Below are 25,780 nucleotides of genomic sequence, written 5' to 3'. Positions count from 1 at the left end.
CCTATGAATCTGATTAAGAGTATTTCATCCATCACCAGTTCATCGGTGCTTTCACAGCTGATCGGCGCCTTTTCGGTCTGGCTTATCTCTCATCGCTACGGGATGGCGGAGGTCGGCCATTACGCGATGATCTACAGCAATGTGCTGATCGGCGCGCAGGTTTGTACCTTTGCCTCGCAGTTGCTAATCCCCCGTCAGGAGGATCACGAGCTTGGGCAGAACGTGGTGTTCTGCCTGCTGCAGAGCCTGCTGATGGCCCTCCCCTGGGCGGTCATTACCGGGCTTATCTTCGAACTTAACATTGCGTTTCTCTATTTGCTGACCTTTGGCTATGCGCTGGTACTGGTGGCGGAAAACCTTTCCCTGCGCGGCGGCAACTATCCTTTCCTGACTTTCCAGCGCATTGCGGTGTCGCTGGTGGTGGCCATTGCGCTGCTGGTGATGCCCAACCCAACGCTGTTTTATCTGGCGTGGATGGTCGGGATCCTGCTGCTATTGATCGCCTGCCTGATTCGCCTGTTTAACTTCAAAAGCTTAACGCTGCGCCACTTTTCGATTGCCACGAATCTGCGTTTTTTACGCGAGCACTGGCAGCATATTAGCCGCGTCGGCAGCGCCGAGGTGCTGGCGATGGCCAGTAATAACCTGCCGACCATGCTGATTAACATCTGGTTCTCGCCGCTGGTCGCCGGCTACTTTTCGGTAGTCAGCCGTTTCTGCCTGTCGCCGGTGATGATTATCGGTAACGCCGTGCGCAACTCCATCTTTTCTAAATGGTCGATGGATTTTCGCAACCACACCTTTAACTATCCGGAATATAAAAAGGTTCGCCTGCTGCTGCTGGGCGCCGCCGCGGTATGCATCCTTGGTATCTGGATTTTCTATCCGCTGGTGATGCGCCTTGGCTTTAGCGAGGAGTGGCTGAATTCGATCCCCACCTCGCGCTACATGCTGCCTTATCTGTTCGCCGCGCTGGCGGTCAGCCCGCTGACGGTGATCGAACTGATCTTCGGCTCCCGGCGCTACTTTTTGCGTATTCAGATTGAGCAGTTGCTGATTATCGTCATCGCCTTCATCGCCTTGCCGTACTTTGGCGTCAGTTATGAAATCGCCCTGCTGGCCTTCTCGTTCCTGACCTTCGCGCGTTACTTGTTCATTTTGCTCAAAATGAATCAGCGGGCGAAAACGCTTTCGCTGCAGGAGCAGAAAATATGCAGCTAAACACCGGCCGCTATCTCGAAGCCTATGCCCTGATGACGCTGGTGTTCTGCGGTACGGTCCAGTATTTCACCGGTATCGCGGCCGTGCTGTGGCTGCCATTTTTTCTGGTGCTGGTGATGGCGGTGCTGCTCCTGATGCAGAGCCGCCCGCAGCCGCTGGCGCTCACCGGGCGGGAAAAGCTAATACTGGCGCTGTATCTGACCTTTATCGTACTCGGGCTGGTCTCAACGGTACTGCAGTCAGGGATCGTCACCGCCATCGTCGGCTTTAAAAACGAGCTGGCGCTCTCGCTGCTGATGTTCTGCATGCTGTTGGGCATGTTTAGTGAATCACAGCTGTACCGTCTGACGCGGCTTTTCTACTGGATCTACTATGTGCAGATCCCGGTCGCTATCTATCAGGTGATTTTCGTGGTGCCTAAACGGGTGGCGTTTCGCGGCGAAGATGAGAAGTGGGACTCGGTGGTCGGCACTTTCGGCGGCGACCCGATGGGCGGCGGCAACACCGCGGCGATGGGGATGTTCAGTCTGCTGATCATGCTCATGAAAGTGTCGGAGTTTAAGCACGGCATCTGCACATTTAAATCGCTGGTGATCCACATCGCGCTGGGTTTCTTCCTCTGCGTAGTGGGGGAAGTAAAATTCGTCATTCTGCTATCGCCGTTTCTGCTGGCCCTGCTATGGATCCTGCCCGGCTACGTAAGCGGCGTGAGTAAAGTTAGCCTGCGATCGCTGCTGATCATCGCCGCCGGCATGGCGCTATTAATTTTTGTCGCTATTACCGTGTTGGCCTCCAACTATTCCTCGGCCTTCGGCGGCGACCCGACCAAAAGCGCGCTATCGGTATTTATCGATTCACTGGGCTATATTTTTGATACTAACTACATTATGCCAAGCGGCGAACTGGGGCGTTTTACCACCCTCTTCTTCTGGCTGCAGCATAACGAACTGTTCGGCCCGGGCGGCATGCTGTTTGGTTACGGTCTTAACGCCACCAACAGCGGCAGTACCGTCTCGCCGGGATATATCGGCGCCTGGTATCACCTGATCCTCGATTCCACCGCCTTAAGCATGCTGCTTTGGGAAGTGGGGATTATCGGCATCATTCTGTTCATTGGCACCATCGCCTCAATACTGGTCGCCATGCGGCCGAAAGAGACCTTTTCGCGCCACGATCTCAAGCTTGAGGATCTGCAACTCCTTAGCTCGGCGCCGGCGTTCTACGTTTTTGTCATTGGCTGTCTGCTCAGCCTGCCCTACAGCCAGATCCTGATGATCATTCCCATGCTACAGTTTTTATTATGGTTATCCCTTGGGGCGCTGATTGTCATCCACCGCGCTGTCCGTCTTAACTCCGGTACCCACTATGAATAAAACGCCATCAATTACCGTCAGCATCAAGACTCTGAATGAAGCGCAGGGCATCGAAAAAACCATCGATAGCGTGTGCAAACAGCTGCAACCGTACCCGCATCAAATCATCGTCGCCGACAGCTTATCAACGGATAACACCCGCGAACTGGCTATCGCGAAAGGTGCGATGGTGGTGTGTCTGGATAACGCCGCCGACCGCTGCTGCGGTATCGGCCACCAGCTGGGCTGGCTGTATAGCGAAGGCGATTATTTGCTGCTGCTGGATGGCGATATGGAGCTGGAGCCGGGCTTTCTGGATACCGCGGTCGAATTCCTGGAGACACATCCGGAGTACGCGGGAGTCGCCGGCAGCGTCGAGATGGATGATGCCTCTAACTATGAGTTCAAATCGCGCAAGCAGCGCCTGCACCTGATCTATCCGCAGGGCGACACCGATCATCTGGGCGGCGGCGGCCTGTATCGCCGTGAAGCGATCGAGAAAATCGGCTATCTGACCAACCTCAACCTGCACGGCTACGAAGAAGCGGAGCTGGGTATTCGTTTACAGGCAGCAGGTTACAAGCTGCATCGCCTGGCGGCCCCCTACTTTAGCCACGCCTCTTACACCATGCCAACCTTTAAAATGCTGGCCTACCGTTGGAAGAACGGCTTTCTGTGGGCGCCGGGCGAGTTGCTCCGTAACTGCTGGGGTAAAGCCCATTTCCCGGCGGCGCTGCGGATTGTACGTAATGAGCTGATCTTCACCCTCTATCTGCTGGTTTTACTGATTTGTCTACTGACCTTCAATGGCAAGGTTATCGCCATCGCCCTGCTGCCGCTGCTGGCGTTTATCGCTCTGAAGGCCATTAAAAATAAATCGCTGCGCGATGGCGTGCAGAGCGCGATTAACTTATCGCTATTTTCAGCGGGGCTGCTGCGCGGGGTGATTAATTCAGTGCGCGATCCGATGAAACGCCCGGCGGTGACCGTCTCGAATCCACAGCATATTGATACTGAAAATGAAAATTCTCTTCGTTAACAAATTCTTCTTTATCAAAGGCGGCGCGGAAACCGTTTATTTTCAGGAGCGCGACGCGATGCTGCAAGCCGGCTACCAGGTGGTCGACTTCAGCATGCAGCACGCGGAAAATAAACCGTCGCCGTGGGAGGAATTTTTCGTCCATAACGTCGATTATCACGACAGTCACGGCCTGATGAGCAAAATCAAAGCCGGGGTGGACTTTATTTATAATGCCGAGGCCTGCGCGAAGCTCAACACGCTTTTGTTGCGCGAGCGGCCGGATATTGTTCATTTTCATAATATCTATCATCAACTTACGCCTGCCGTTATCGGCGTGGCGAAACGCTTTGGCTGCAAAACGGTACTCACCGCCCACGATTACAAAATCGTCTGCCCTTCCTACACCATGCTGCGCGATGGTCATGTCTGCGAAGAGTGTCTCACCGGGTCGGTGATCAACGCTTTTCGTCACCGCTGCCAGCAGGGCGATACTTTCAAAAGCCTGCTGCTATCGTTGGAAGCCTACTGGCAGAAATTCGCCCAAAATTACGCCATGCTCGACTGTATCATCGCCCCGAGCGAGTTTATGCGCCAGACCCTGCTGCGTAAGCTGCCCGACGCCCGCATTGAAGTGATCGTCAACGGTATTGATGCCAACAACACCGTGCCCGGCGAAACCGCAGGCGACTATTTTCTCTATATTGGCCGCCTGAGCCGGGAAAAAGGTGTACCGACGCTGGCGCAGGCGCAGCAAAAAATGCAGGAGGCGATGCCGCTTAAGATTGTCGGCGACGGCCCATTGGGCGCAGACCTGCGCGCGCGTTTCAGCGGCCCGCAGTTCCTCGGCTATATGAAACACGGCGAGGAGCTGAATAACCTCATTCGCGGGGCCCGCGCGGTAGTCGTCCCCTCTGAATATTATGAAAACTGCTCCATGTCGGTGCTCGAAGCCATGGCATTTGGCCGCCCGGTGATCGGCGGCAATATTGGCGGTATCCCGGAACAGATCCGTGACGGCGTCGACGGCTATCTGGTTGAGCCCGGCAATAGCGATGCGCTGGCGCAACTGATGGACAAACTGGCTGCGGACCCTGAACTGGCCCGCAGTATGGGAATTAACGCCCGCCGGCGGCTGGAAGAAAAATACGATCTCGCCCGCCACATGCAGGTGCTGCAGGCACTTTATCAGCAACTTGTCGGGGAGAAAAAATGACCATCAACGTCACGGTATTAGGCACGCGCGGGATCCCCGATGTGCAGGGCGGCGTGGAAACGCACTGCCAGAATTTATACCCGGAAATCTATCGCCAGGGCAGCGCGGAAGTTTGCGTGATCGCCCGCTCGCCCTATGTGAACTACCGACGCAGCGAATATCAGGGCGTTAAACTCAAGAGCCTGTGGGCGCCGAAAAGCCGTAAATTCGAGGCTATTATTCACTCGACGCTGGCGGCATTCAGTACCTTATTCGACGGCTCCAACGTGGTTCACGTTCACGCCGTCGGCCCCGGCCTGGTGGTGCCGTTGCTGCGTCTGCTGGGAAAACGCGTCGTCTTTACCCATCATGGCCCGGATTACGATCGGCAGAAATGGGGTCGGATGGCCAAAGAGATGCTGCGCCTTGGCGAAAAATGGGCGGTGAAATACGCCAATGAAGTGATCGTCATTTCCGAGGTCATCAATAATCTGATTAAGCACAAGCATGGCCGCCATAACGCCCATGTTATCTACAACGGCGTGCGCCAGGTCGACCTGCCTCCTGCGGATCGGCAGGCGGAGATCCTCGATAAATACGGTCTAAAACCGGGCCAGTATATCGTTGCCGTGGCCCGTTTTGTCGAAGAGAAAGGACTGCACGATCTCGTTGCCGCCTATGCCGCCGCCGGATGTTCGGTACCGCTGGTGCTCATTGGCGATGCCGACCACGCCGATGAATATAGCGAGCGTCTGAAGCAACAGGCGACCGCCACGCCAAACGTTATCCTTACCGGCTTTATCAGCGGCGCGCCGCTGCATACGCTGTTCTCGCAGGCCGGGCTATTCGTGCTGCCCTCTTATCATGAGGGATTGCCGATCGCGCTGCTGGAAGCCATGTCGTGGTCGCTGCCGGTGGTAGTCAGCGACATTCCGGCCAACCTTGAAATTGGCCTACCGCCAGCAGACTACTTCCCGGTCGGCAACGTTCCGGCCCTGACGCAGAAACTGCAGCAATGGGTCGCAGGTGAAAAAGCGGATTACAGCGAGTTTATGCCGAAGTACCGCTGGCCGGAAATTGCCGCGCAAACCGCGCAAGTCTATCAGCGCTTAACGTAAGCAGGTTACTCGTGCCGAAATCTACAGCTGAACTGGTAGTCGAGCGCTTTTATGCCGCGCTTGACCAGGAGGTGGAAACCTCATTAACCGCGGAGCAGAAACGGGGAATCGAGCAGGCGCTGGTACGCGCCAACCTGGCGTCACGCCATCGCATCGATTTTCGCCACAGCTTTCCGTTCCTGCATCGTCGCTATTTTGTGGTGTTTCTTTTTGGTCGCGATCTGCGCAAAGTTTCGCGCGAAAGCACTCTGTTCGGACGCATCTTCGCGACGCTGCTGATTACGCTTGGCGTGGTATTCGCCCTGCTGTCGATCCTGCTGGCGCTCTATATGCTGAAATCAGCATTAGGCATTGATGTATTTAAAAATTTCCATGTCGGTATCTGGACGTGGTTTGTTAATCTTCATGACCACATGACAAAGTGAATTGAGTATGGCGAAATCATCTCTGCGTAGAGCCCCCCTGTTTCGCGCCCTGCTGCTGGCCAGCACCCTGGCGTCAGCATCCGTTGGCGCGCAAACCACGGTCATCACCCCGCCCCCATTCGACGGTCTGCTCACCAATCCGGGCATCGGCGTCGCCAGCTTTCATGATGGCTATGGTGAAAAACCGACCCGCGCCGAGTATCCCGATACCGGTTTTGAGTACGATCGCTTCTACTGGAGCGAGCTGGAACCACAGGAAGGGGTCTACAATTTCGCGCCGATCGATAACGCTTTTAGCGTCGCCGCCAGCCATCAGCCAGCCATGAACGTCGGCCTGCGGGTAATGGCGCTCGACGAGCCGCAAACGGGTTCAAAAATTCCCGACTGGCTGATCGCTAAAGGGATCAAAGGACAGTGGGTCGCCGACGGCAAAACCTTCGTGCCGGATCTCAGCGATCCAACGTTTATCGCCTATGCGCAAAAACTGCTGAATGCCCTTGGTCAGCGCTACGACGGCAATCCGGAACTGGCCTTTATCGATATCGGCATGGTCGGATCCTGGGGCGAATGGCACAACTCCAACTTTAGCGACATTCCGCCGTTAATGGAGAAATACACGCCGGAGCAGCTCAATCGCTATGTTGATATGCATTTCGATAGCTTCCCGAAAACGCCGAAAATCATGCTGATTAGCGGCGGCGATTCGCTAGCCTCGGCCAGCCGCCGCGGCGCGGGCTGGCGGGCGGACTGCTGGGGCGACTGGCATAACTTCTCCAGCGAGTGGAGCCATATGCGCGATGATTATCCGCAGCGTCTGGCCGCCGCCCAGGCCGCCGCGCCGGGGTTTGTCGATAGCTGGAAACGAGCGCCCGTCAGCCTTGAGATCTGCGGCTATATGAGCGAATGGCAGAGCGTGCAGCACTACACGCGTGAAGAGGTGCAGGCTACCTTCGACTGGGCGCTGCAGCAACACGCCAGCAGCCTGAACCTGAAATCAAGACCGATTCCGGCGGAATACCGCGATATTGTCGATAAAGCCTTACTGCGAATCGGCTACCGTTTCCGGGTTAACAAACTCGCCTTCGAGACGCCGGTTAAGGCTGGTAAGCCGTTAGCGATCAATGTCACCTGGCGTAATGATGGCGTCGCTCCGGCCTACCTGTTCTACCCGGTACAATGGCGCGTGGTCAACGCCGCCGGCGCCACGGTTACCCAGTTAAAAACCCAGGATGATGTGCGCCGCTGGCTGCCGGGGGATATGCAAAGCACTGTCACTCTCACGCTACCCGCCTCGCTGCCCGCAGGCGATTACGCATTGCAGACCGCCATTACCGATGCCCAGGGCAAGCCGCGGCTGCTGCTGGCCAACCAAGGCAAAACCGCCGACGGCTGGTATCAACTGACCACCTTTTCCCTTAAGTAAACGGAGAATTCATGCCTAATGCCATCAGTCAGGTCCGCCGCGAGATCAAACATACCGGCAGTATGAAGGCGAAAATCGCGATTCTGCTCTATCGCCTCGCGACGCTGTATCGCAGCCGCAACCCGTTTTACAAGCTGCTCGGCATTCCATTCGTTATTCTCAATAAACTGATTAACGAGTGTCTGTTTTGCGTCGAACTACCGTGGCAGACGCGGATCGGCTACGGGCTGAAGCTGTATCATCCGCACTGCATCGTCCTCAACCGCGGCACCGTCATCGGTGAAAACTGTACCCTGCGTCAGGGAGCCACCATCGGCAGCCTGACGGATAGCGAAGGCCGCGAAGGGGCAAGCCCGGTGATTGGCAATAACGTCGAATTCGGCGCCCACGTGGTGGTCATCGGCCCGGTGACGTTGGGTGATAATGTTAAAATTGGCGCGGGTACCGTGGTGACGAAAGATCTGGCCGCCGGTCAGGTAGTGGTCGGCCAGCCATTTCGAGTGTTGAAATCGTAATACCGGCAACGGAGATAGCCAGCCTTAGCCTGGCTCCGTTATTCCTCAGACCCGGCGAATAAGTACCGGTACGCTCTTATAAGCCGGCGTCAGGCTCTCTTTATCGACCGCATCCAACGACAGCAGAATATTGGCCTCCGGTAGATAAGCGGCAACCGAGGCCGCCGCCATCGGTACGATAAACACCGTCTGATTCAACAGCACTTTCTCACCGTCCGGTTCGCCCCGCGCATCCAGTGCCATGATATTGACCCGATCCCCCTGCCTCAACTGACGCTTACGCGCTTCTTCCTCACTGAGGAAGATAATATCGCGGCGGCCGGTTACGCCGCGATAGCGGTCATCCATGCCGTAGATGGTGGTGTTGTATTGATCGTGGCTGCGGATGGTAGTCAATACCAGACTATCCACCGGTAGCGCATCATCAACGGCGGTCAGATTGCAGACATGGAACGTCGCTTTACCCGATTCGGTACGATATTCGCCACGCGAAGCCGGGTTATCAAGGCGGAAGCCGCCCGGCGCGGCAATGCGCGCATTAAACTGATGGAATTCCGGGATCACCGCTTCAATCGCGTCACGGATCAGACGGTAATCACCCGTCAACCGCTCCCAGGAGACTGGGCTATCCGGCAGCGTCGCGCGGGCCAGTCCGGCGACAATGGCCGGTTCGGATAGCAAATGCGGAGAAGCAGGCTTCAGCGAACCGCTAGAGGCATGTACCATGCTCATCGAATCTTCGACGGTGATCGACTGTACGCCCGAGATTTGCAGATCGCGTTCGCTGCGGCCAAGCGCCGGGAATAAAAAGGTATCTTTGCCCGCCAACAGATGCGAGCGATTCAGCTTGGTGGCGATATGGACCTGTAGTTCCAGGCGGCGCATGGCCGGGAATGTACGCAGCGGATCCGGCATCGCTACCGCCAGATTACCGCCCATGCAGATCAGGCCGCGCGCGCGTTTATCTTCAATCGCTTTGATACTTTCGACCGAGGAACGGCCATGCTGGCGCGGCGCCTTGATGCCAAAGTAGCTCTCCAGTCGCAGATTAAACTCTTCACTCGGGGCTTCGTTAATGCCGACGCTTCTGTCGCCCTGCACGTTGGAGTGACCGCGCAACGGACAGATGCCCGCGCCTTTGCGCCCCATATTACCGCGCATCAACAGTAGATTAACCAGTTGTTGTACGTTCTGCGTGCCGTTGCGATGTTGAGTGATACCCAAACCATAGCTAATGATCACCCGCTGATGACGGCTGTAGATCCCGGCAAAGTATTCGACCACTTCGCGTTTAACCCCTGCTCCACGCTCGATATCGTCCCACGATAGCGCTTCAAGATCGGCCAACAGCGCCGGATAGCCCGAAGTGTGCCCGGCAATAAAGTCGTGATGAATGACCGGATGCTGCGCATCTAAGGCCAACAGCGCTTTCATTGCTCCGCGGAAGAACCAGGCATCGCCGCCGACGCGGATCTGGAAATAGTCGCTGGAAAGGTCGGTATGCTGACCTAACAACATATCGGACGGCGACTGCGGAAAACTAAAGCGTTCCAGACCACGCTCGCGTAGCGGGTTAACCGAGATGATTTTACCACCGCGCTGCGCTACTTCCCGTAGCGTAGAGAGCATTCGCGGATGGTTCGTTCCGGGGTTATGACCCACGCAAATCACCAGATCGGCCGCCTCAAAATCGCTAAGTTCAACGGTTCCTTTACCAATACCAATAGACGAGCCAAGCCCCGTTCCGGTGGGACTATGGCACATGTTGGAGCAGTCAGGGAAATTGTTGCTGCCATATTCCCGGGCATACAGTTGATAGAGAAACGCCGCTTCGTTGGAGGTGCGCCCTGAGGTATAAAACTCCATCTCGTCCGGCGCAAAACCACGCATGATCTCGCCGATTTCGGCAAATGCCTGTTCCCAGGCGACCGGTTGATAGGTATCGCTGATGATGTCGTACTTCATCGGATGAGTGAGACGACCGTAATTTTCTAGTTCATAATCACTGCGCTGCCACAGATCCGCAAGCGTATGATGAGCAAAGAATTCAGGCGTCGCTTTCTTTGCCGTTGTCTCCCACGACACGGCCTTGACGCCGTTTTCGCACAGCTCCATCGGCGAGCGGTGTTCCGGGTCCGGCCAGGCGCAGCCAGGGCAGTCAAACCCTTTAACCTGGTTCATTTTAAATAGTGCGATGGTATCGCGCAGCGGCGTTTTTTGCCCCAAAACGTGGGCGGTACAGGCTTTAACGGCTCCCCAACCGCCGGCGGCTCCGGCGTATTGTTTCAGGCCTCGGGTATTATTAGTCATCAGAATACATCAGCGTTATTTTCAATCGCTCTTTATTAACACAGCGTTTTTGATGTACTCATTCCCACCATGGAGTAACGGTAAGCGGATAAATAATAAAAAAGAAGTAGAATTATAATTCGAATAGCACCCAGCATTAATCAAACACGAATTAACCATTAACAAACAAATAGTTATATTTATCTAAAGCATTGATTCAGGCTGTAATATGTCACCCAAATATCATTACATGGTAAACAGAACGTAAAACCACAGCAGTAGCCCCCCAGGAAGGGGTAAATAATATTTTCGTTTAACTACCTACTATATTGCCGCCTCGTATAACGAGAGGCGGATTGGTGCGTCGGTTATTTACAATTGGTATCGATTTTTTCGGGGGGTGCCTGCGGTAACAGGCACCGGGGAGAAATTACGCGCGCAGGCGAACCGGTTCGCTGAAATCGTCAGCCGGTTCGAGCTTCAGGTTGAACGTTGCCAGCAGCGCCGCAGCGCGCTCGTGGAACTCACGCAGCGTTTTTTCGAGTCTTTCACGAACTTCAGGATCGTCGATGTCGACCGCTTGCCAGTCACCCTCTTTATCAAACAGGCCGAACTGGTAGCTATAAGTGAAACGAGATTCCTGTGCTTCCATTTCCATCCACCAGCCCCAGAATTCCCGCTTCTCCGGCGCTGGTTTAACGTTGACGCAAACTGCCAGGCAGTCGAAAAAAAAGCGGTTCTCTTCACACTGCCCTTCACGGATATAGGGGCCTAGCGCCGTGAATTTTTTAATCAGCTTACTTTTCAGGTGTCCACTCGGTAACGTCATTGCGATCTCCTTTAGTGATGCAACTGTTTTACCAAACCAATAAAATTTAGCAATATATTAACCAAATCTATGATTGATCCAGCGGGCAATCTGACGCAATGCGTGATCGAAATTACGGTAAACCGGCTTAAACGGTATCTCCAGCAGCTTGCCATCCGCCGAAGACGAGGTGATTAACCGCGACTCCTCTTCGGGGCTAAAGGGATCGTCTTTCCAGTAGCCGGAGAGCATCGGCGTAGGGCAACGGCGGCCCAGCAAGCCCTGAGTTTTTAATGAATAACGGTTGAGCTCGACGCGCAGCGCTTCGTCGGAAGCATCGTGCATGCCAAGACGCGATGCCAGCACATCGAGGAACATCTCAGGCACCCGCGCCATCAGCTGCGGATCCACCAGCAGGTTATGCACCACCGGCCCCAGACAGGCCACCGCCTTCAGCCGCTGCGATTCCAGATACCCCAGACGAACCGCAATATTGGCGCCGAAGCGGAAACCAAATGCCGCCACCCGGGTATGGTCAACCCAGGGGACATTCTGCAGATGCTGCAGCACGTACTGATGCAGCATGCTGGTGTCCTGGCTCAGCGTCCACTTGGTTGAGAAACCGATGGACGGCATGTCCAGCGTCAGCATGGCGATACCCAGCGGGGCAAAATACTTCTCATACAGGCTGTAATAATCGGTTTGCAGCGAATCCAGACCGCCGCACATCAGCACCGTCGGGAACGGGCCTTCGCCTTTCGGCATATGCAGGAAGCCCGTCACCGGCGCGCCGCCGGGGATAGCGAACTCCAGTTCACGCAGCTCGCCCGGCAGACGTTGCGCCGCCTCTTCATAGGCCCGATTGGCCAGCGTCTGCGCCTGATCGGCTAGCCCATCGCCCTTAATATGCGGGTAGGCGGCGATGCTATAGAGGTTGGAGGCGTGCAGCCAGTGGCGACCGCTCTGCAGAGGATCGGCTTCCTGAGTCGCTTTTTGCTGCCACATCATCGCTTGTTTAGTCCACTCATACACCCAGTTGCCGCCGCGATAGCCAATCACCGTATCGTAGAGTTCCGGGTCGGAGCGCTCGGCATCGCTCATCACGATGCGCGCCTGGACATCCCATATCTCTTGCGGCGAGACGCCGCGCCAGATCCACATCAGGCGATTGATTAAGCGATACCAGTGATCGACGTGATTACCGCTCAACGCGGTCTGCATGTCCTGATGCTGGCCGGATGAAAACCGACGGACCAGCGTTGAGGTTTCCGGGTATTTGAATCGGGGTTTAAACAACGTTTCGCTAAGGTTAGCCTGTGACATGTGCCGCCTCCATCATGTTGCTGCTTGCGCTATTGTAACCCGCGTCAGGGTAAAAAAAACCACGCCCGGCATAACCGGGCGTGGTAATTATTCACTATTGGCGGGAATTAACGGCCAGCGATTGGCGGTACGAAGACGACGCCCATATCCCACGGCTGTTCAATCCAGGTATCCTGCGGGATATCAACCACATAATCATCAACCAGCGGACGGCCCGCCGGCTTGGCGAAAATGGTGACAAAGTGCGCTTTAGGATACATTTCGCGGATAGCGACAGCGGTGCCGCCGGTATCGACCAGGTCATCAATAACGATGAAACCTTCGCCATCGCCTTCAGCGCGCTTCAGTACTTTCAGTTCGCGCTGGTTGTCGTGATCGTAGCTAGAGATACATACGGTATCAACATGACGAATACCCAGTTCACGCGCCAGTAAAGCTCCCGGTACCAGACCGCCACGGCTAACGGCAATGATGCCTTTCCATTGTTCAACCGGCAGCAGACGGCTTGCCAGTTTGCGGGCGTGAATCTGCAACATGTCCCAGGTGACGACGTATTTTTCGCTCATGTGAATTGTCCCAGCCTGTGTATAACGGCTTAAATATTGTTCGAGGGGGAAAATGGTTGCGCGAGATTATAGAGACCTGACGCACTAAAAACCAGTATTAAGCGCCTCCAGCAACGCTTTTTGCGTGCTTTACACTAGCAGAGCGCGCGGAAAGTGGTATTCTCAACCACATCGCGCAAGCCCGAGCTTGTAGTGAATCTTATTGCTAACCCTCGACCTGTAAACGACTTTTGCAGGTGACTGTAAGGAGACTCATCGTGTCTGAATTGTCTCAATTATCCCCGCAACCGCTTTGGGATATTTTTGCCAAAATTTGCTCCATCCCGCACCCGTCCTATCACGAAGAACAGCTCGCCGAGCACATCATGGGTTGGGCAAAAGAGAAAGGCTTACACGCGGAACGCGACCAGGTTGGCAACATTCTGATTCGTAAAGGCGCGACTGCCGGTATGGAAAACCGCAAGCCGGTAGTTCTGCAGGCGCACCTCGATATGGTGCCGCAGAAAAATAACGATACCGTGCACGACTTCACCAAAGACCCGATTCAGCCGTATATCGACGGCGAGTGGGTTAAAGCGCGCGGCACCACCCTGGGCGCGGATAACGGCATCGGTATGGCCTCCGCGCTAGCGGTGCTGGCCGACGATAGCGTTGCCCACGGCCCGCTGGAAGTGCTGCTGACCATGACCGAAGAAGCCGGCATGGATGGCGCGTTCGGTCTGCAGGCCAACTGGCTGCAGGCGGATATCCTGATCAATACCGATTCGGAAGAAGAAGGCGAAATCTACATGGGTTGCGCCGGCGGTATCGATTTCACCTCTAACCTGGCGCTGACTCGCGAAGCGATTCCTGCCGGTTTCCAGAGCTTTAAACTGACCCTGAAAGGCTTAAAAGGCGGCCACTCCGGCGGTGAAATCCACGTCGGTCTGGGCAACGCTAACAAGCTGCTGGCGCGCTTCCTGGCGGGCCATGCCGATGAACTGGATCTGCGTCTGGTGGATTTCAACGGCGGTACGCTGCGTAACGCCATCCCGCGTGAAGCCTTCGCGACCGTCGCCGTCGCCGCGGATAAAGCGGATGCGCTGAAAGCACTGGTGAATACTTACCAGGAGATCCTGAAAAACGAACTGGCGGCCAAAGAGAAGAATCTGGTCGTCCTGCTGGAAGCGGTCGCGAACGATAAAGCGGCGCTGACTCAGGCTTCCCGCGACGGTTTCGTGCGCCTGCTGAACGCGACGCCGAACGGCGTGATCCGCAACTCTGACGTCGCCAAAGGCGTGGTTGAAACCTCGCTGAACGTCGGCGTCGTGACCATGACCGACGACAACGTGCAGATCCACTGCCTGATTCGCTCGCTGATCGACAGCGGTAAAGACTACGTCGTCAGCATGCTGGATTCGCTGGGCAAACTGGCGGGGGCGAAAACCGAAGCCAAAGGCGCTTACCCAGGCTGGCAGCCGGATGCCAATTCCCCGGTTATGCACCTGGTGCGCGAGACCTATCAGCGTCTGTTCAACAAGACGCCGAACATTCAGATTATCCACGCTGGCCTGGAATGCGGTCTGTTCAAAAAACCGTATCCGGACATGGACATGGTTTCCATCGGCCCAACCATTACCGGCCCGCACTCCCCGGATGAGCAGGTTCATATCGAGAGCGTCGGCCAGTACTGGACGCTGCTGACCGAACTGCTGAAAGCGATTCCGGCTAAGTAAGCCCTACACCGGCGGCGCCATGCCGCCGGTTGTCTCTCCGGCCCGGTTATGACCTGTATTGTCGGGTGGCGGCTAACGCCTTACCCGACCTACGCCGACTACAGTAATGTGCAGTTTGGTAGCCCGGATAAGGCGCAACGCGCCGCCTCCGGGAAAATTCCTGGCGGCGACTGGACCACAACAGACTCTCAGCTTTATAAGATAAAAGCTTTTCTCAAGCTAAAGAAATCGCAAACCGATAACAGTATCTATTCAGCCTTCCCCGAACCGCGTTTTTCCATTCGATAGTTGGTGAACCACTCTCCACGCGATTCTACTCGCTGCTCAGCGACGACACGGAATCCCTGACGAAGAAAACTGGATCGTGCCGTTATACTCGCATCGACCGACAGTACCTTTCCCGGATGGCTGGCGCAGACCGCCCCGATGAGCGCATGGCCTATTCCCCGGCAGGTATAATCCGGCGAGACGAATAAAAGGTCGATATAATCATTAACGGCAGTGATAAATCCAACCGGCTGATTATCAATAACCGCCACCAGCACTTGCGAATGAGCAAGTTTCTGCCGCCAGCGGGATTCATCAACCTGCGCCCAGGCGGCAATTTGCGCGGGAGAATAATCCCGGCTGGCGGTCTCTTTAACCGCGCGCAAAAAAATGGCGCACAGCGCCGGAAAATCATCTTCTAGATACGACCTGATCGTTAACATCGTTATAGTCCAAGTACCAGTTGTCTTTCGAGTTGTGGGTCGAGCAGCGTCACGTGTAACCCCACCAGCCGCACGCCGCGGCTGCCCCGACGTTCAAGCCAGGCGTTGCGTGCGATCGCGATTAAATCCTCTTTGTTTAACCGCGGCCAGACGTGCTCCTGAGTGGTGAGCTGAAAATCGTTAAACTTCAGTTTGATACCTTGCCGGGCGATCAGTAGATCCGGTTTTACCTTCGCCAGACGGCGTTCGAGCTCGGGATAGAGATTTTCGATAATCGCTTCGCAGTCTGACCACTCGTGAATATCTTCCGCCAGAGTGCGCTCGACGCCGACCGATTTACGCTGACGATCGTTATGGATTTCGCGCTCGTCAATGCCGTGGCTGCGCTCCCACAGGATACGGCCAAACTTACCAAAGCGTTTAAGCAGCATCGCCAGATCGCTGTTCTGCACGTCGCCACAGGTACGCAGCCCCATATTTTCCAGCTTCGCCGCCGACACCTTCCCGACGCCTGGGATTTTCGCCAGCGGCAGAGACCGCACAAATTCCGCCACCTGATGCGGGGCAATGACGAACTGGCCATTCGGCTTGTTCATATCTGAGGCAATTTTAGCGAGGAATTTTACCGGCGCCACGCCCGCTGAAGCGGTGAGATTCAGTTCACGCTCGATGGTCTGGCGGATCTCCTGGGCCATCAGCGTGGCAGAGCCGTGGCAGTGTACGCTGTCGCTCACGTCAAGGTAGGCTTCATCCAGCGACAGCGGCTCGATTAACGAGGTATAGCGGGAGAAAATTTCGCGGATGTGGTTCGAGGCTTCTTTGTAGGCATCAAAGCGCCCCGGCAGCAGCGTGAGGTGCGGACACAGTTTAAGCGCCGTCGCCGTCGGCATCGCGCTGCGCACGCCAAACTTACGCGCAGGATAGTTCGCGGTACTAATCACGCCACGTTGTACCCGACTGCCGCCGATTGCAATGGGGATATCGCGCAACGCCGGGTTGTCACGCATTTCCACCGCTGCGAAGAAGCAGTCCATATCGACATGGATAATTTTACGCATCGCCTTGCCCAACACTGTATACCCATACAGCATAGCAAAACTACGTGCGAATTTTATTCTTTTTTTAATTCAACCGCCAAAAAAGCTGTTACAACATAAAAGTGAAATAAATCACGTTTATTTTCATGCATTTAAATAATGAATCAGGAAGATACAATCATGAAGAAAATACTCACGGTACTCTGCCTGCTGGCAACCGGCAGCGCTTTCGCCAACCCGCAGCTGATTGCCCACCGCGGCGGCACCGGCGATGCGCCGGAAAACACCCTACCGGCCATCAAGCTGGCGCTGGAAAACCACGCGCAGGCCATCTGGATTACGGTACAGCTAAGCCGCGACGGCGTACCGGTGCTCTATCGCTCAAGCGATCTCTCCGCCCTGACCAACGCCGAGGGCAAGGTCTCAAGCTTAACCGCCGCCGAGCTGGCAAAAGTCGATGCCGGCTGGAAATGGGGCGATGACAGCCATCCGTGGCGCGGCAAGCAGGCCACGATCCCGACCTTACAAAGCGTGCTGCAGCAGTGGCCGCAGACCTTCTTCTACATCGATATAAAATCACCGGATGCCGATCCGGCGGTGATGGGCGAACGCCTGCTGGAGGTGTTAAAAAATACCCATAGCCTCGAGCGGGTGCGGGTTTATTCCACCGAAGACCGCTATATCGCCGCTCTGCCGCAACCAATCCCACGCTTTGTTAGCCGCAGCGAAACCCGAACCAGGCTTGCAAACGTTTCGCTCAGCCACCAGTGTCAGCAAGACAGCCAGCGCGATGGCGATAAGTGGTACGGGCTGGAGCTGAAGCGCAAGGTGGAGGTAGTCGAGAAGTTTACCCTCGGTGAAGGCGTTTCTCCGGCGACGCTCACCTGGGATAAAGAGGCGATGGATTGCTTCCGCTCGCAGGGTAAGGCCCACATCATTTTCTTCGGTATCAATAGCGCGGAAGATTATCGTACGGCGAAAGAGCTGGGCGCCGACGGCGTGATGGTGGACTCTCCGGCGCAGGCGAAAAGCTGGCAGTAAGATAAAAAAGGCCGCGAAAGCGGCCTGAAAACGCAAGCGTAGCGCCGTCGGCGCATTAGAGAATGCGCTGCTGCTGGCGCTGCGCCTCGCGGGCGAGACGTTTCTTACGCGCGTCGCACGGTTCCGGACAGTCGCAGACTTTCTCCAGCCCCAGCGAGGAGATCCCGCCGCAGCTGCCTTGAATACTCTTACGCTTCACCAGGTAGCCCAGGGACATGCCAAGGATCACCAGCGCAAAAATCACAAAGGTCGCGACAAATACCGTCCACATCATCAGCCTCCAAAGTCGTCGAGCATGATGTTCTCATCTTCAACGCCCAGGTCTTTGAGCATTTTAATCACCGCGGCGTTCATCACCGGCGGCCCGCACATATAGAACTCGCAATCTTCCGGCGCCGGATGGTCGCGCAGATAGTTTTCATACAGAACATTATGGATAAAGCCCGTATGCCCGGTCCAGTTATCTTCCGGCAGCGGATCGGAGAGCGCGACGTGGAAGGTAAAATTGGGGTTTTCGCGCGCCAGCTGTTCAAACTCATCGTCATAGAACATTTCACGCAGCGAACGCGCCCCGTACCAGAAGCTGATTTTACGCTTGCTGTGCAGGCGCTTAAGCTGGTCAAAGATGTGCGAACGCATCGGCGCCATTCCCGCGCCACCGCCGATAAACACCATCTCGGCGTCGGTCTCTTTGGCAAAGAACTCGCCAAACGGCCCGGAAATCGTCACCTTATCGCCAGGCTTCAGCGACCAGATATAGGACGACATAATCCCCGGCGGCGCATCCGGTACCTTCGGCGGCGGCGTGGCGATACGCACGTTGAGCATAATGATGCCCTCCTCTTCCGGGTAGTTAGCCATCGAGTAGGCGCGTAGGGTCGGCTCTTTCACCTCAGAGACATAGCGGAACAGGTTGAACTTGTCCCAGTCTGAGCGATATTCATCGGGAATATCAAAGTCGGCATAGGCCACTTTATGCGACGGGCATTCGATCTGAATATAACCGCCGGCGCGGAACGGCACCGCTTCACCATCCGGCACCCGTAATTTGAGCTCTTTAATGAAGGTCGCTTTGTTATCGTTAGAGATAACCTCGCACTCCCATTTTTTCACGCCGAAAATCTCTTCCGGCAGCTCAATTTTCATATTCTGCTTCACCGCCACCTGGCAGGCCAGGCGGCACCCTTCTTTGGCTTCGCGTTTGGTGATATGCGAAAGCTCGGTCGGCAGAATATCGCCGCCGCCTTCTTTGATGGTCACCCGGCACTGGCCGCAGGAGCCGCCGCCGCCGCAGGCGGAAGAGACGAAGATACCGTTGCTGGAGAGCGTGTTCAGCAGTTTGTCACCCGCCGGGGTGCGGATCTGTTTATCCGCTTCGTTATTGATTTCAATAACCACGTCGCCCGCGTTCACCAGCTTCGAGCGCGCCACCAGGATAAGCCCCGACAGGACCAGCACGATCAGCGTGAACATCACCACGCCAAGAATAATTTCCATACTTTTCCGCCCTTATAGCTGCACACCGGAGAATGACATAAAGCCGAGCGCCATCAGTCCGGTGGTGATAAAGGTGATCCCTAACCCGCGCAGACCGGCGGGCACGTTGGCGTACTTCATTTTTTCGCGGATCCCCGCCATCGCGACAATCGCCAGCATCCAGCCAATGCCGGAACCAAAGCCGTAGACAATAGATTCCGGGAAGTTGTAATCGCGCTGCACCATAAACGACACGCCGCCGAAAATAGCGCAGTTAACGGCGATAAGCGGCAGGAAGATCCCTAACGCGTTATAGAGTGCCGGGAAGTACTTATCGAGAATCATCTCAAGTATTTGCACCAGCGCCGCAATCACCCCAATAAAGGTGATGAAGTTAAGGAAGCTGAGGTCTACGCCTTCCATCAATGCGCCGTCGCGCAGCACCAGGTTATAGACCAGATTGTTGATCGGTACGGCAAGACCCAGCACCACCGTGACCGCAACGCCGAGGCCAAACGCGGTGGAAACCTTTTTCGACACCGCGAGGAAGGTACACATCCCGAGGAAAAAGGCCAGCGCCATGTTCTCAACGAACACCGCGCGGACAAACAGGCTAATGTAATGAGCCATAATCGGTTACTCCTTTTCCTGCTGTTCAGGCTTCCAGCTACGCAGGGCCCAAATCAGCAAACCGATAATGAAGAACGCGCTCGGCGCCAGCAGGAACAGGCCGTTCGGCTGATACCAGCCGCCGTTCTGCACCGTTTCCAGTACGGTGATACCGAACAGCTTGCCGCTGCCGATAAGCTCGCGCAGGAAGCCGACGACAATCAGGATCGCGCCGTAACCGAGACCGTTACCGATACCATCCATAAAGCTGGCCAGCGGCGGCGATTTCATGGCATAAGCTTCGGCACGCCCCATCACGATACAGTTCGTGATGATAAGCCCGACGAACACCGACAGCTGCTTAGAGGTCTCATAGGCGAAAGCCCGCAGCAGCTGATCCACCACGATGACCAACGAGGCGATGATCGCCATCTGCACGATGATACGTACGCTATTGGGAATATGGTGGCGAATCATAGAGATAAACATGCTGGAAAACGCCGTCACCAGCGTCACCGCAATGGTCATCACGAAGGCGGTTTCCAGTTTGGTAGTCACCGCCAGCGCGGAGCAGACGCCGAGCACCTGCAGGGCGATGGGGTTATTGGCGATAAGCGGCCCCACCAGCACGCGCTTCACCTCTTTCATATCGCTCTGTTCAGCCATTATTCAGCTCTCCCTCACGAACCTTTTTCAGGAACGGACCAAAGCCCAGTTCGCCCATCCAGAAATCAAAGCTATGCTGCACGCCGTTTGATGTCAGCGTGGCGCCGGATAAACCGTCAACCGCGTGGAGATCGCCTGCGCGCGCGCCGCCTTTTACCACCTTCAGAAACGGCATGCCGTTGTCATCCAGCACCTGCTTACCGACAAACTGCTGACGCCAGTTCGGATTTTCCACCTCGCCGCCCAGCCCCGGTGTTTCGCCCTGGTCGTAGTAAGTAATGCCTTTCACCGTACGCCCATCGACGTCCAGCGCCACGAAGGCGTACATCATTGACCACAGGCCATTGCCATAGATAGGCAGCACGACTTCCTGGATCTGCTGCTGCGCGTCACGCACCAGGTAAATTTCCGCCAGGTTGCTGCGGCGTTTAATCCCGGCCGGATCCTGGCTGGCGTCGAGCGCGATGCTCTGCTGCGGATCTTTCAGCGCCTGAGCCTGATTAAATTTGCCCGGGTCTTTATCCAGCAGTTCGCCGGTCGCCAGATTGACCAGCCGCGGGGTAATGCGCGCGGCGAAGGTTTCCGCCACCGCGTCAGCATCCATCCCCTGCTGCATCAGGCCGGCGACGGCCAGGATATTGCGCTGTTTATCCAGCGCGCGTTGTTCCTGCTGACGCGACTTGAGGCCCACGGCGGAACCGGCGACCACAATGGAGCACACCAGACAAAGCACCAGCACCACCAGCAGCGTTTTGCCGATGCTATCGTTACTTTTCTTCTCAGCCACGCGACTTCCTCCGCTTGATATTGGCCTGCACCACCAGGTAATCGAACAGCGGCGCAAAGAGGTTGGCGAACAGAATCGCCAACATCATCCCTTCCGGATAGGCCGGGTTGACGACGCGAATCAGTACGCACATCACGCCAATCAGCAGGCCGTAGCTCCATTTACCTTTATCGGTAAAGGAAGCCGATACCGGGTCAGTCGCCATAAACATCATGCCGAAGGCGAAACCGCCGAGCACCAGATGCCAGTACCACGGCATCGAGAACATGGGGTTGGTATCGGAACCGATAAAGTTAAACAGCGTGGCGGTGGCGATCATGCCGACCATCACCCCGGCGACGATGCGCCAGGAGGCGATACGGGCAAAGATAATGAACGCGCTGCCGATGAGGATCATCAGCGTCGACACTTCGCCAATCGAGCCGGGAATATTGCCAAGGAAGGCGTCCATCCAGCTCACCGGGATGCCGGTGGCGACGTTAACCAGCGCTTCACCGCCGCCGCTGGCCCACTGGGAGAGCGGCGTCGCGCCGGAAAAACCGTCCGCCGCCGTCCATACCAGGTCGCCGGAAATCTGCGCCGGGTAGGCAAAGAACAGAAACGCGCGCCCCGCCAGCGCCGGGTTGAGGAAGTTGCGCCCGGTGCCGCCGAAAATTTCTTTGGCAATCACCACGCCGAAGGAGATCCCCAGCGCCGCCTGCCATAGCGGCATCGTGGGCGGCACAATCAGCGCGAAGAGAATCGAGGTAACGAAAAAGCCTTCGTTGATCTCATGTTTGCGCACAATCGCGAACAGTACTTCCCAAAAACCGCCAACGATGAATACGGTCAGGTAGATAGGCAGGAAAAATACCGCCCCCAGCGTCATCATGCTGAGCCACCCGGCATCGGCGCTGAAGCTCACCCCTAACCATTGGGCAACGCTATAGTGCCAGTTGTTGGCAATCACCTGCTGCAGCTGTTCGGCGCCGTATAGCTTGTGCAGCGCCGGAATTGTCTGCAAGCCGACGTTGTACATGCCCCAGAACATCGCCGGGAACACTGCAAACCAGACGAGGATCATCATCCGCTTGAGGTCGATGGCGTCACGTACGTGCGCGGCGCCGCGGGTGACTAAACCCGGGGTGTAGAAGATTGTCGCCGCCGCTTCATACAGCGGGTAATATTTTGCTAACTTGCCGCCGTGGGTGAAATGCGGCTCAAGTTTCTCAATCAGGTGCTTTAAGCCCATCTCTTATCCTTCCTGCTCAATCTGGGTTAACACGCTGCGCAGCGCCGGGCCGTATTCATATTTGCCCGGACAAACGTAGGTGCAGAGCGCCAGATCTTCTTCATCCAGCTCCAGACAGCCCAGCGCCTGGGCGCTATCGCTATCGCCGGCGAGCAGATCGCGCAGCAATATGGTCGGCAGAATATCCAGCGGCATTACCCGCTCATAGTTGCCGATCGGCACCATCGCCCGCTCACCGCCGTTAGTATCAGTGGAGAAATTAAAGCGCTTGCGCTTAAAGAAATGACCAAGGGTGGTACGGGTAATCGAGAACTTCTCTTTGCCCGGCATCACCCAGCCAAACAGCTCTTTTTCACGGCCTTCTCGTACCACGCTGACCTGCAAATGGTAGCGCCCGAGGAAAGCGTGAGGGCCGCAGGCATGGGTGCCGCTCAAGACTGAACCGGAAATTACCCGGTTTTCATCATCCACCAGCTCGCCCGCCAGCAGTTCATCGAGGCTGGCGCCGAGACAGGTTTGCAGCAATCGCGGCTGTTTTACCTGCGGGCCGCCAAGGGCAATGACGCGTTCGCTGTACAGCTCGCCGTCGAGGAACAGTCTGCCGATGGCGATGACCTCCTGATAGTTGAGATGCCAGACCTGTTTGGTCAGGCTGACCGGCTCAAGGAAGTGAATGTGCGTACCGGCAAGACCTGCCGGATGCGGGCCGCTAAACTGGTTGAATGTCACCTGCCCGGCGGGATGGCCGCCCAGCTTGCCGCCGCTGGCCTGACAGACGTGGACTTTACCGTCCGTCAGGTGCGTCAGCACCGTCAGACCGGCATCAAAGGCTTCACGCTGGGCCAGGATAATCGGCTGCGGTTCAGCCGCCAGCGGGTTGGTATCGATAGCGGTGACGAAAATAGCCGCCGGAACGCTATCCGGCGCGGGAATTTTGCTGAAAGGACGGGTACGAAACGCCGTCCACTGCCCGGAGTCCAGCAGCTGTTGCTGCACCGCTTCCCGCGCTAAATCGTTAAGATCTTCTAATGCGTAGCGGGTAAACGACACCGCATCATTACTGCCGTCGACGTCAATCACCACCGATTGCAGCACCCGGCGCTCGCCGCGATGAATGGCGCTAACTACCCCGCTGGCTGGCGCGGTAAAACGTACCCCGGCGTTCTTTTTGTCTTCGAACAGCACCTGGCCTTTCTGCACCCGATCGCCTTCGCTCACCGCCATCGAGGGGCGCATGCCGACGTACTCCTCGCCGAGCAGCGCGACGCGTTTCACCGCAGGCCGGGACGAGATCTGCTGTAATGGCATGCCAGCTATGGGCAAATCCAGCCCTTTCGTGATTTTAATCATATCGTTAGCAGGTATCCGTAACCTAAACCCCGGCTCAAGCCGAGGCCAGCATTATTGATGGAATATCAGAATAAGAAAGGAATAGCGGTGCCACGGGGGCACAAGACGGGAGAGAAGCATCCTTTCTTACCCTGGTCATAAACGGCGGGAGTGTAACATTTTGTGAGTGGCAGAAGTAGGAAAAGCGCCAATAAGTGCTTCTAAAATGCGAGCTATTGCGCCAAGTTCTCACTGCGCTTTGCGGCAATATTCGCTATAAAGGAACATTAAATTGTAAACGCAGCCACACCGTGCTTGCGAAAAACTGCCGTGATGCTAATGTGAGCGCTCTAAATCCAGAAAACTCTGATTTCGGGTATCTCTTGCCGTCCTGGCATGTGGTTTTTTGTTTTATCAAGGAACAAGCAGTATGCGCAAAATCGCATTCTTTATTGCGATGCTTCTGTTGCCGTGCGTGTCATTTGCTGGGTTACTCAGCAGTAACAGCCCGACAACGCCGGTTAGCAAAGAATATAAACAGCAGTTAATGGGCTCCCCCGTTTATATTGAGATCTTCAAAGAAGAGCGGATGCTCGATCTCTATGTCAAAATGGGCGAAACCTACCAGCTTCTCGATAGCTACCGGATCTGTAACTACTCCGGCGGCCTCGGGCCGAAGCAACGCCAGGGCGATTTTAAAAGTCCGGAAGGATTTTATAACGTCTCGCGCAGTCAGCTAAAACCAGACAGCCGCTTTTATAAAGCGATCAATATCGGCTTCCCGAATGCCTACGATCGCGCGCACGGCTATGAAGGTAAATACCTGATGATCCACGGCGCCTGCGTTTCCGTCGGCTGCTACGCGATGACCGACACCGGCATTGACGAGATCTTCCAGTTTGTCACCGGCGCGCTGGTATTTGGCCAGCCAAGCGTGCAGGTCAGCATCTATCCGTTCCGGATGACCGACGCCAACATGGCGCGGCATAAGTTCTCGTACTATTCGGATTTCTGGAAGCAGCTGAAGCCAGGCTATGACTACTTCCAGCAGACCCACAAACCGCCGGTGGTTTCGGTGATGGATGGCCGCTATATCGTCAGCAAGCCGCTCAGCCACGAGGTTATCCAGCCGCAGCTGGCCTCAAACTATACGCTCCCCGAGGCAAAATAACGCCCACTCGCCTGGCATGATTTTATTCCAGGCCTCATTGCCGGTCAGCGGCTGAGTGGCGATAACGGAGACCACATCGTTTGGTGTGGTCTCACGTTGAAAATCAATTTCCACATCCTGATCCAGCAGCTTCGCCACGCCAAACGGCGCCCGACGGGTGATCCAGTACAGGTTGGTTGAACAGTACGCCATTACATAGCGCCCGTCCGATAACAGCATATTAAACACGCCCTTCTCACGCATTTCGCCCGCCAGCGTCGCGATGTATTTAAACACGCCGACCATATTGCCCGGCGTGCGCGGATAGCGCTCGGTTAAACGGTGCAACAGCCAGCAGAAAGCCGTTTCGCTGTCGGTCTCGCCCACCGGGCGGAAATTCCCCGTCTTCAGCGATTTATAACCTTTGAGCTGGCCGTTATGGGCGTAGGTCCAGTGGCGCCCCCACAGCTCGCGAGTAAACGGATGGGTGTTTTCCAGCGCCACCTCGCCGCGGTTAGCCTGACGGATATGGGCGATGACGGAACAGGATTTGATGGGATAATCCTGTACCAGTTTGGCTATCGGCGACTGAAAGCTCGGCTGCGGATCTTTAAATGTGCGACACCCTTTCCCTTCGTAAAAGGTAATGCCCCAGCCGTCTTTATGCGGCCCGGTGCCGCCCCCGCGCTGAACCAGCCCGGAGAAGCTAAAACAGATATCGGTCGGCACATTGGCGCTCATCCCGAGCAATTCGCACATAGATCACCTCATACCAC

The 25,780-nt window shown here is 55.9% G+C and carries 25 protein-coding genes; 11 read left to right on the top strand and 14 right to left on the bottom strand.

What is annotated here, in order from left to right; genetic code table 11:
- Window positions 1–3 precede the first annotated feature (3 nt).
- From PGR79_RS08525 to PGR79_RS08490, 8 genes are read left to right on the top strand one after another with little or no spacing between them, the layout of a single operon-like run.
- Window positions 4–1,221, top strand: coding sequence for a lipopolysaccharide biosynthesis protein (locus PGR79_RS08525; RefSeq protein ID WP_430921451.1), 1,218 nt, complete (start codon window positions 4–6; stop codon window positions 1,219–1,221).
- Window positions 1,212–2,594: a capsular biosynthesis protein gene (locus PGR79_RS08520; RefSeq protein ID WP_430921449.1), complete on the top strand. Its 1,383-nt coding sequence runs from the start codon at window positions 1,212–1,214 to the stop codon at window positions 2,592–2,594. Before PGR79_RS08525 ends, PGR79_RS08520 begins: the two co-directional genes overlap by 10 nt.
- Window positions 2,587–3,612, top strand: a complete 1,026-nt coding sequence (locus PGR79_RS08515) for a glycosyltransferase (RefSeq protein ID WP_430921447.1) — start codon at window positions 2,587–2,589, stop codon at window positions 3,610–3,612. Before PGR79_RS08520 ends, PGR79_RS08515 begins: the two co-directional genes overlap by 8 nt.
- Entirely contained in the window at window positions 3,593–4,807 is a 1,215-nt protein-coding gene (locus tag PGR79_RS08510) for a glycosyltransferase family 4 protein (RefSeq protein WP_113374935.1), read from the top strand. Before PGR79_RS08515 ends, PGR79_RS08510 begins: the two co-directional genes overlap by 20 nt.
- Window positions 4,804–5,904: a glycosyltransferase family 4 protein gene (locus PGR79_RS08505; protein WP_113374934.1), complete on the top strand. Its 1,101-nt coding sequence runs from the start codon at window positions 4,804–4,806 to the stop codon at window positions 5,902–5,904. Before PGR79_RS08510 ends, PGR79_RS08505 begins: the two co-directional genes overlap by 4 nt.
- A gap of 11 nt (window positions 5,905–5,915) precedes the next feature.
- Complete coding sequence (locus PGR79_RS08500) at window positions 5,916–6,329, top strand: hypothetical protein (RefSeq protein ID WP_015704480.1); 414 nt, start codon at window positions 5,916–5,918, stop codon at window positions 6,327–6,329.
- A 7-nt stretch (window positions 6,330–6,336) separates the two neighbouring features.
- Window positions 6,337–7,752, top strand: coding sequence for a DUF4832 domain-containing protein (locus PGR79_RS08495; protein ID WP_113374933.1), 1,416 nt, complete (start codon window positions 6,337–6,339; stop codon window positions 7,750–7,752).
- An 11-nt stretch (window positions 7,753–7,763) separates the two neighbouring features.
- Complete coding sequence (locus tag PGR79_RS08490) at window positions 7,764–8,267, top strand: serine acetyltransferase (protein WP_113374932.1); 504 nt, start codon at window positions 7,764–7,766, stop codon at window positions 8,265–8,267.
- Window positions 8,268–8,312: 45 nt separating this feature from the next.
- Here the strand turns inward: PGR79_RS08490 and PGR79_RS08485 are convergent, their stop codons facing one another.
- The 4 genes from PGR79_RS08485 to gpt all read right to left on the bottom strand — a co-directional run bounded on the left by PGR79_RS08485 (window position 8,313) and on the right by gpt (window position 13,253).
- Window positions 8,313–10,577 (bottom strand): FdhF/YdeP family oxidoreductase, encoded by a 2,265-nt coding sequence (locus PGR79_RS08485; RefSeq protein ID WP_113374931.1) that lies wholly within the window; start codon window positions 10,575–10,577, stop codon window positions 8,313–8,315.
- Between the two features lie 409 nt (window positions 10,578–10,986).
- Complete coding sequence (gene crl, locus PGR79_RS08480) at window positions 10,987–11,385, bottom strand: sigma factor-binding protein Crl (protein WP_015368042.1); 399 nt, start codon at window positions 11,383–11,385, stop codon at window positions 10,987–10,989.
- A gap of 57 nt (window positions 11,386–11,442) precedes the next feature.
- On the bottom strand, window positions 11,443–12,687 hold the full coding sequence (gene frsA, locus PGR79_RS08475) for an esterase FrsA (protein ID WP_113374930.1): 1,245 nt from the start codon (window positions 12,685–12,687) through the stop codon (window positions 11,443–11,445).
- Window positions 12,688–12,794: 107 nt separating this feature from the next.
- The gene (gene gpt, locus PGR79_RS08470; RefSeq protein WP_002889733.1) at window positions 12,795–13,253 is read right to left on the bottom strand and encodes a xanthine phosphoribosyltransferase; all 459 of its coding nucleotides are present in this window, start codon (window positions 13,251–13,253) and stop codon (window positions 12,795–12,797) included.
- Between the two features lie 257 nt (window positions 13,254–13,510).
- On the opposite strand from gpt, the gene pepD reads away from it, so the two are divergent.
- The gene (gene pepD, locus PGR79_RS08465; protein WP_113374929.1) at window positions 13,511–14,968 is read left to right on the top strand and encodes a cytosol nonspecific dipeptidase; all 1,458 of its coding nucleotides are present in this window, start codon (window positions 13,511–13,513) and stop codon (window positions 14,966–14,968) included.
- A 248-nt stretch (window positions 14,969–15,216) separates the two neighbouring features.
- Here pepD and PGR79_RS08460 read toward each other — a convergent pair whose 3' ends face one another.
- Both PGR79_RS08460 and dinB read right to left on the bottom strand, forming a co-directional pair.
- On the bottom strand, window positions 15,217–15,678 hold the full coding sequence (locus tag PGR79_RS08460) for a GNAT family N-acetyltransferase (RefSeq protein ID WP_430921444.1): 462 nt from the start codon (window positions 15,676–15,678) through the stop codon (window positions 15,217–15,219).
- Between the two features lie 2 nt (window positions 15,679–15,680).
- The gene (gene dinB / locus PGR79_RS08455; RefSeq protein WP_113374927.1) at window positions 15,681–16,736 is read right to left on the bottom strand and encodes a DNA polymerase IV; all 1,056 of its coding nucleotides are present in this window, start codon (window positions 16,734–16,736) and stop codon (window positions 15,681–15,683) included.
- 159 nt (window positions 16,737–16,895) lie between these two features.
- On the opposite strand from dinB, the gene PGR79_RS08450 reads away from it, so the two are divergent.
- Window positions 16,896–17,756, top strand: a complete 861-nt coding sequence (locus tag PGR79_RS08450) for a glycerophosphodiester phosphodiesterase family protein (RefSeq protein WP_308958711.1) — start codon at window positions 16,896–16,898, stop codon at window positions 17,754–17,756.
- 55 nt (window positions 17,757–17,811) lie between these two features.
- Here PGR79_RS08450 and nqrM read toward each other — a convergent pair whose 3' ends face one another.
- From nqrM to PGR79_RS08415, 7 genes are read right to left on the bottom strand one after another with little or no spacing between them, the layout of a single operon-like run.
- Entirely contained in the window at window positions 17,812–18,027 is a 216-nt protein-coding gene (nqrM, locus tag PGR79_RS08445; RefSeq protein WP_015368113.1) for a (Na+)-NQR maturation NqrM, read from the bottom strand.
- Window positions 18,028–18,029: 2 nt separating this feature from the next.
- On the bottom strand, window positions 18,030–19,253 hold the full coding sequence (gene nqrF, locus PGR79_RS08440) for an NADH:ubiquinone reductase (Na(+)-transporting) subunit F (RefSeq protein ID WP_087859105.1): 1,224 nt from the start codon (window positions 19,251–19,253) through the stop codon (window positions 18,030–18,032).
- Between the two features lie 12 nt (window positions 19,254–19,265).
- Entirely contained in the window at window positions 19,266–19,862 is a 597-nt protein-coding gene (nqrE, locus tag PGR79_RS08435; protein ID WP_015368115.1) for an NADH:ubiquinone reductase (Na(+)-transporting) subunit E, read from the bottom strand.
- A 6-nt stretch (window positions 19,863–19,868) separates the two neighbouring features.
- Complete coding sequence (locus PGR79_RS08430; protein WP_430921441.1) at window positions 19,869–20,507, bottom strand: NADH:ubiquinone reductase (Na(+)-transporting) subunit D; 639 nt, start codon at window positions 20,505–20,507, stop codon at window positions 19,869–19,871.
- The gene (locus PGR79_RS08425; RefSeq protein WP_430921439.1) at window positions 20,500–21,294 is read right to left on the bottom strand and encodes a Na(+)-translocating NADH-quinone reductase subunit C; all 795 of its coding nucleotides are present in this window, start codon (window positions 21,292–21,294) and stop codon (window positions 20,500–20,502) included. The genes PGR79_RS08430 and PGR79_RS08425 overlap by 8 nt, the downstream gene beginning before the upstream one ends.
- Window positions 21,287–22,525 (bottom strand): NADH:ubiquinone reductase (Na(+)-transporting) subunit B, encoded by a 1,239-nt coding sequence (locus PGR79_RS08420; RefSeq protein WP_430921437.1) that lies wholly within the window; start codon window positions 22,523–22,525, stop codon window positions 21,287–21,289. Before PGR79_RS08420 ends, PGR79_RS08425 begins: the two co-directional genes overlap by 8 nt.
- Window positions 22,526–22,528: 3 nt before the next feature.
- Complete coding sequence (locus tag PGR79_RS08415; RefSeq protein ID WP_213794308.1) at window positions 22,529–23,875, bottom strand: Na(+)-translocating NADH-quinone reductase subunit A; 1,347 nt, start codon at window positions 23,873–23,875, stop codon at window positions 22,529–22,531.
- A 409-nt stretch (window positions 23,876–24,284) separates the two neighbouring features.
- Between PGR79_RS08415 and dpaA the strand changes: the two genes are divergently transcribed.
- Entirely contained in the window at window positions 24,285–25,025 is a 741-nt protein-coding gene (gene dpaA, locus PGR79_RS08410; RefSeq protein WP_113374924.1) for a peptidoglycan meso-diaminopimelic acid protein amidase, read from the top strand.
- Here the strand turns inward: dpaA and PGR79_RS08405 are convergent.
- Entirely contained in the window at window positions 24,996–25,763 is a 768-nt protein-coding gene (locus PGR79_RS08405) for a class II glutamine amidotransferase (RefSeq protein WP_015368120.1), read from the bottom strand. The two genes, dpaA and PGR79_RS08405, sit on opposite strands and share 30 nt — an antisense overlap.
- Between the last annotated feature and the right edge of the window lie 17 nt (window positions 25,764–25,780).

It is taken from the genome of Klebsiella sp. 141161, from assembly GCF_050600815.1.
In the GTDB taxonomy this organism is placed as follows: Bacteria; Pseudomonadota; Gammaproteobacteria; order Enterobacterales; family Enterobacteriaceae; genus Klebsiella; species Klebsiella aerogenes.
The sequence above is the reverse complement of the archived record's forward strand: the minus strand, read 5'-3'. Positions and strand labels throughout refer to the sequence as shown.

Excerpts from the sequence above, each read along its gene's own strand:
- PGR79_RS08525 (WP_430921451.1), top strand. The coding sequence starts at position 4 with ATGAATCTGATTAAGAGTATTTCATCCATCACCAGTTCATCGGTGCTT.
- PGR79_RS08520 (WP_430921449.1), top strand. The coding sequence starts at position 1,212 with ATGCAGCTAAACACCGGCCGCTATCTCGAAGCCTATGCCCTGATGACG.
- PGR79_RS08515 (WP_430921447.1), top strand. The coding sequence starts at position 2,587 with ATGAATAAAACGCCATCAATTACCGTCAGCATCAAGACTCTGAATGAA.
- PGR79_RS08510 (WP_113374935.1), top strand. The coding sequence starts at position 3,593 with ATGAAAATTCTCTTCGTTAACAAATTCTTCTTTATCAAAGGCGGCGCG.
- PGR79_RS08505 (WP_113374934.1), top strand. The coding sequence starts at position 4,804 with ATGACCATCAACGTCACGGTATTAGGCACGCGCGGGATCCCCGATGTG.
- PGR79_RS08495 (WP_113374933.1), top strand. The coding sequence starts at position 6,337 with ATGGCGAAATCATCTCTGCGTAGAGCCCCCCTGTTTCGCGCCCTGCTG.
- PGR79_RS08490 (WP_113374932.1), top strand. The coding sequence starts at position 7,764 with ATGCCTAATGCCATCAGTCAGGTCCGCCGCGAGATCAAACATACCGGC.
- PGR79_RS08485 (WP_113374931.1), bottom strand. The coding sequence starts at position 10,577 with ATGACTAATAATACCCGAGGCCTGAAACAATACGCCGGAGCCGCCGGC.
- crl (WP_015368042.1), bottom strand. The coding sequence starts at position 11,385 with ATGACGTTACCGAGTGGACACCTGAAAAGTAAGCTGATTAAAAAATTC.
- frsA (WP_113374930.1), bottom strand. The coding sequence starts at position 12,687 with ATGTCACAGGCTAACCTTAGCGAAACGTTGTTTAAACCCCGATTCAAA.
- gpt (WP_002889733.1), bottom strand. The coding sequence starts at position 13,253 with ATGAGCGAAAAATACGTCGTCACCTGGGACATGTTGCAGATTCACGCC.
- PGR79_RS08460 (WP_430921444.1), bottom strand. The coding sequence starts at position 15,678 with ATGTTAACGATCAGGTCGTATCTAGAAGATGATTTTCCGGCGCTGTGC.
- dinB (WP_113374927.1), bottom strand. The coding sequence starts at position 16,736 with ATGCGTAAAATTATCCATGTCGATATGGACTGCTTCTTCGCAGCGGTG.
- PGR79_RS08450 (WP_308958711.1), top strand. The coding sequence starts at position 16,896 with ATGAAGAAAATACTCACGGTACTCTGCCTGCTGGCAACCGGCAGCGCT.
- nqrM (WP_015368113.1), bottom strand. The coding sequence starts at position 18,027 with ATGTGGACGGTATTTGTCGCGACCTTTGTGATTTTTGCGCTGGTGATC.
- nqrF (WP_087859105.1), bottom strand. The coding sequence starts at position 19,253 with ATGGAAATTATTCTTGGCGTGGTGATGTTCACGCTGATCGTGCTGGTC.
- nqrE (WP_015368115.1), bottom strand. The coding sequence starts at position 19,862 with ATGGCTCATTACATTAGCCTGTTTGTCCGCGCGGTGTTCGTTGAGAAC.
- PGR79_RS08430 (WP_430921441.1), bottom strand. The coding sequence starts at position 20,507 with ATGGCTGAACAGAGCGATATGAAAGAGGTGAAGCGCGTGCTGGTGGGG.
- PGR79_RS08420 (WP_430921437.1), bottom strand. The coding sequence starts at position 22,525 with ATGGGCTTAAAGCACCTGATTGAGAAACTTGAGCCGCATTTCACCCAC.
- PGR79_RS08415 (WP_213794308.1), bottom strand. The coding sequence starts at position 23,875 with ATGATTAAAATCACGAAAGGGCTGGATTTGCCCATAGCTGGCATGCCA.
- dpaA (WP_113374924.1), top strand. The coding sequence starts at position 24,285 with ATGCGCAAAATCGCATTCTTTATTGCGATGCTTCTGTTGCCGTGCGTG.
- PGR79_RS08405 (WP_015368120.1), bottom strand. The coding sequence starts at position 25,763 with ATGTGCGAATTGCTCGGGATGAGCGCCAATGTGCCGACCGATATCTGT.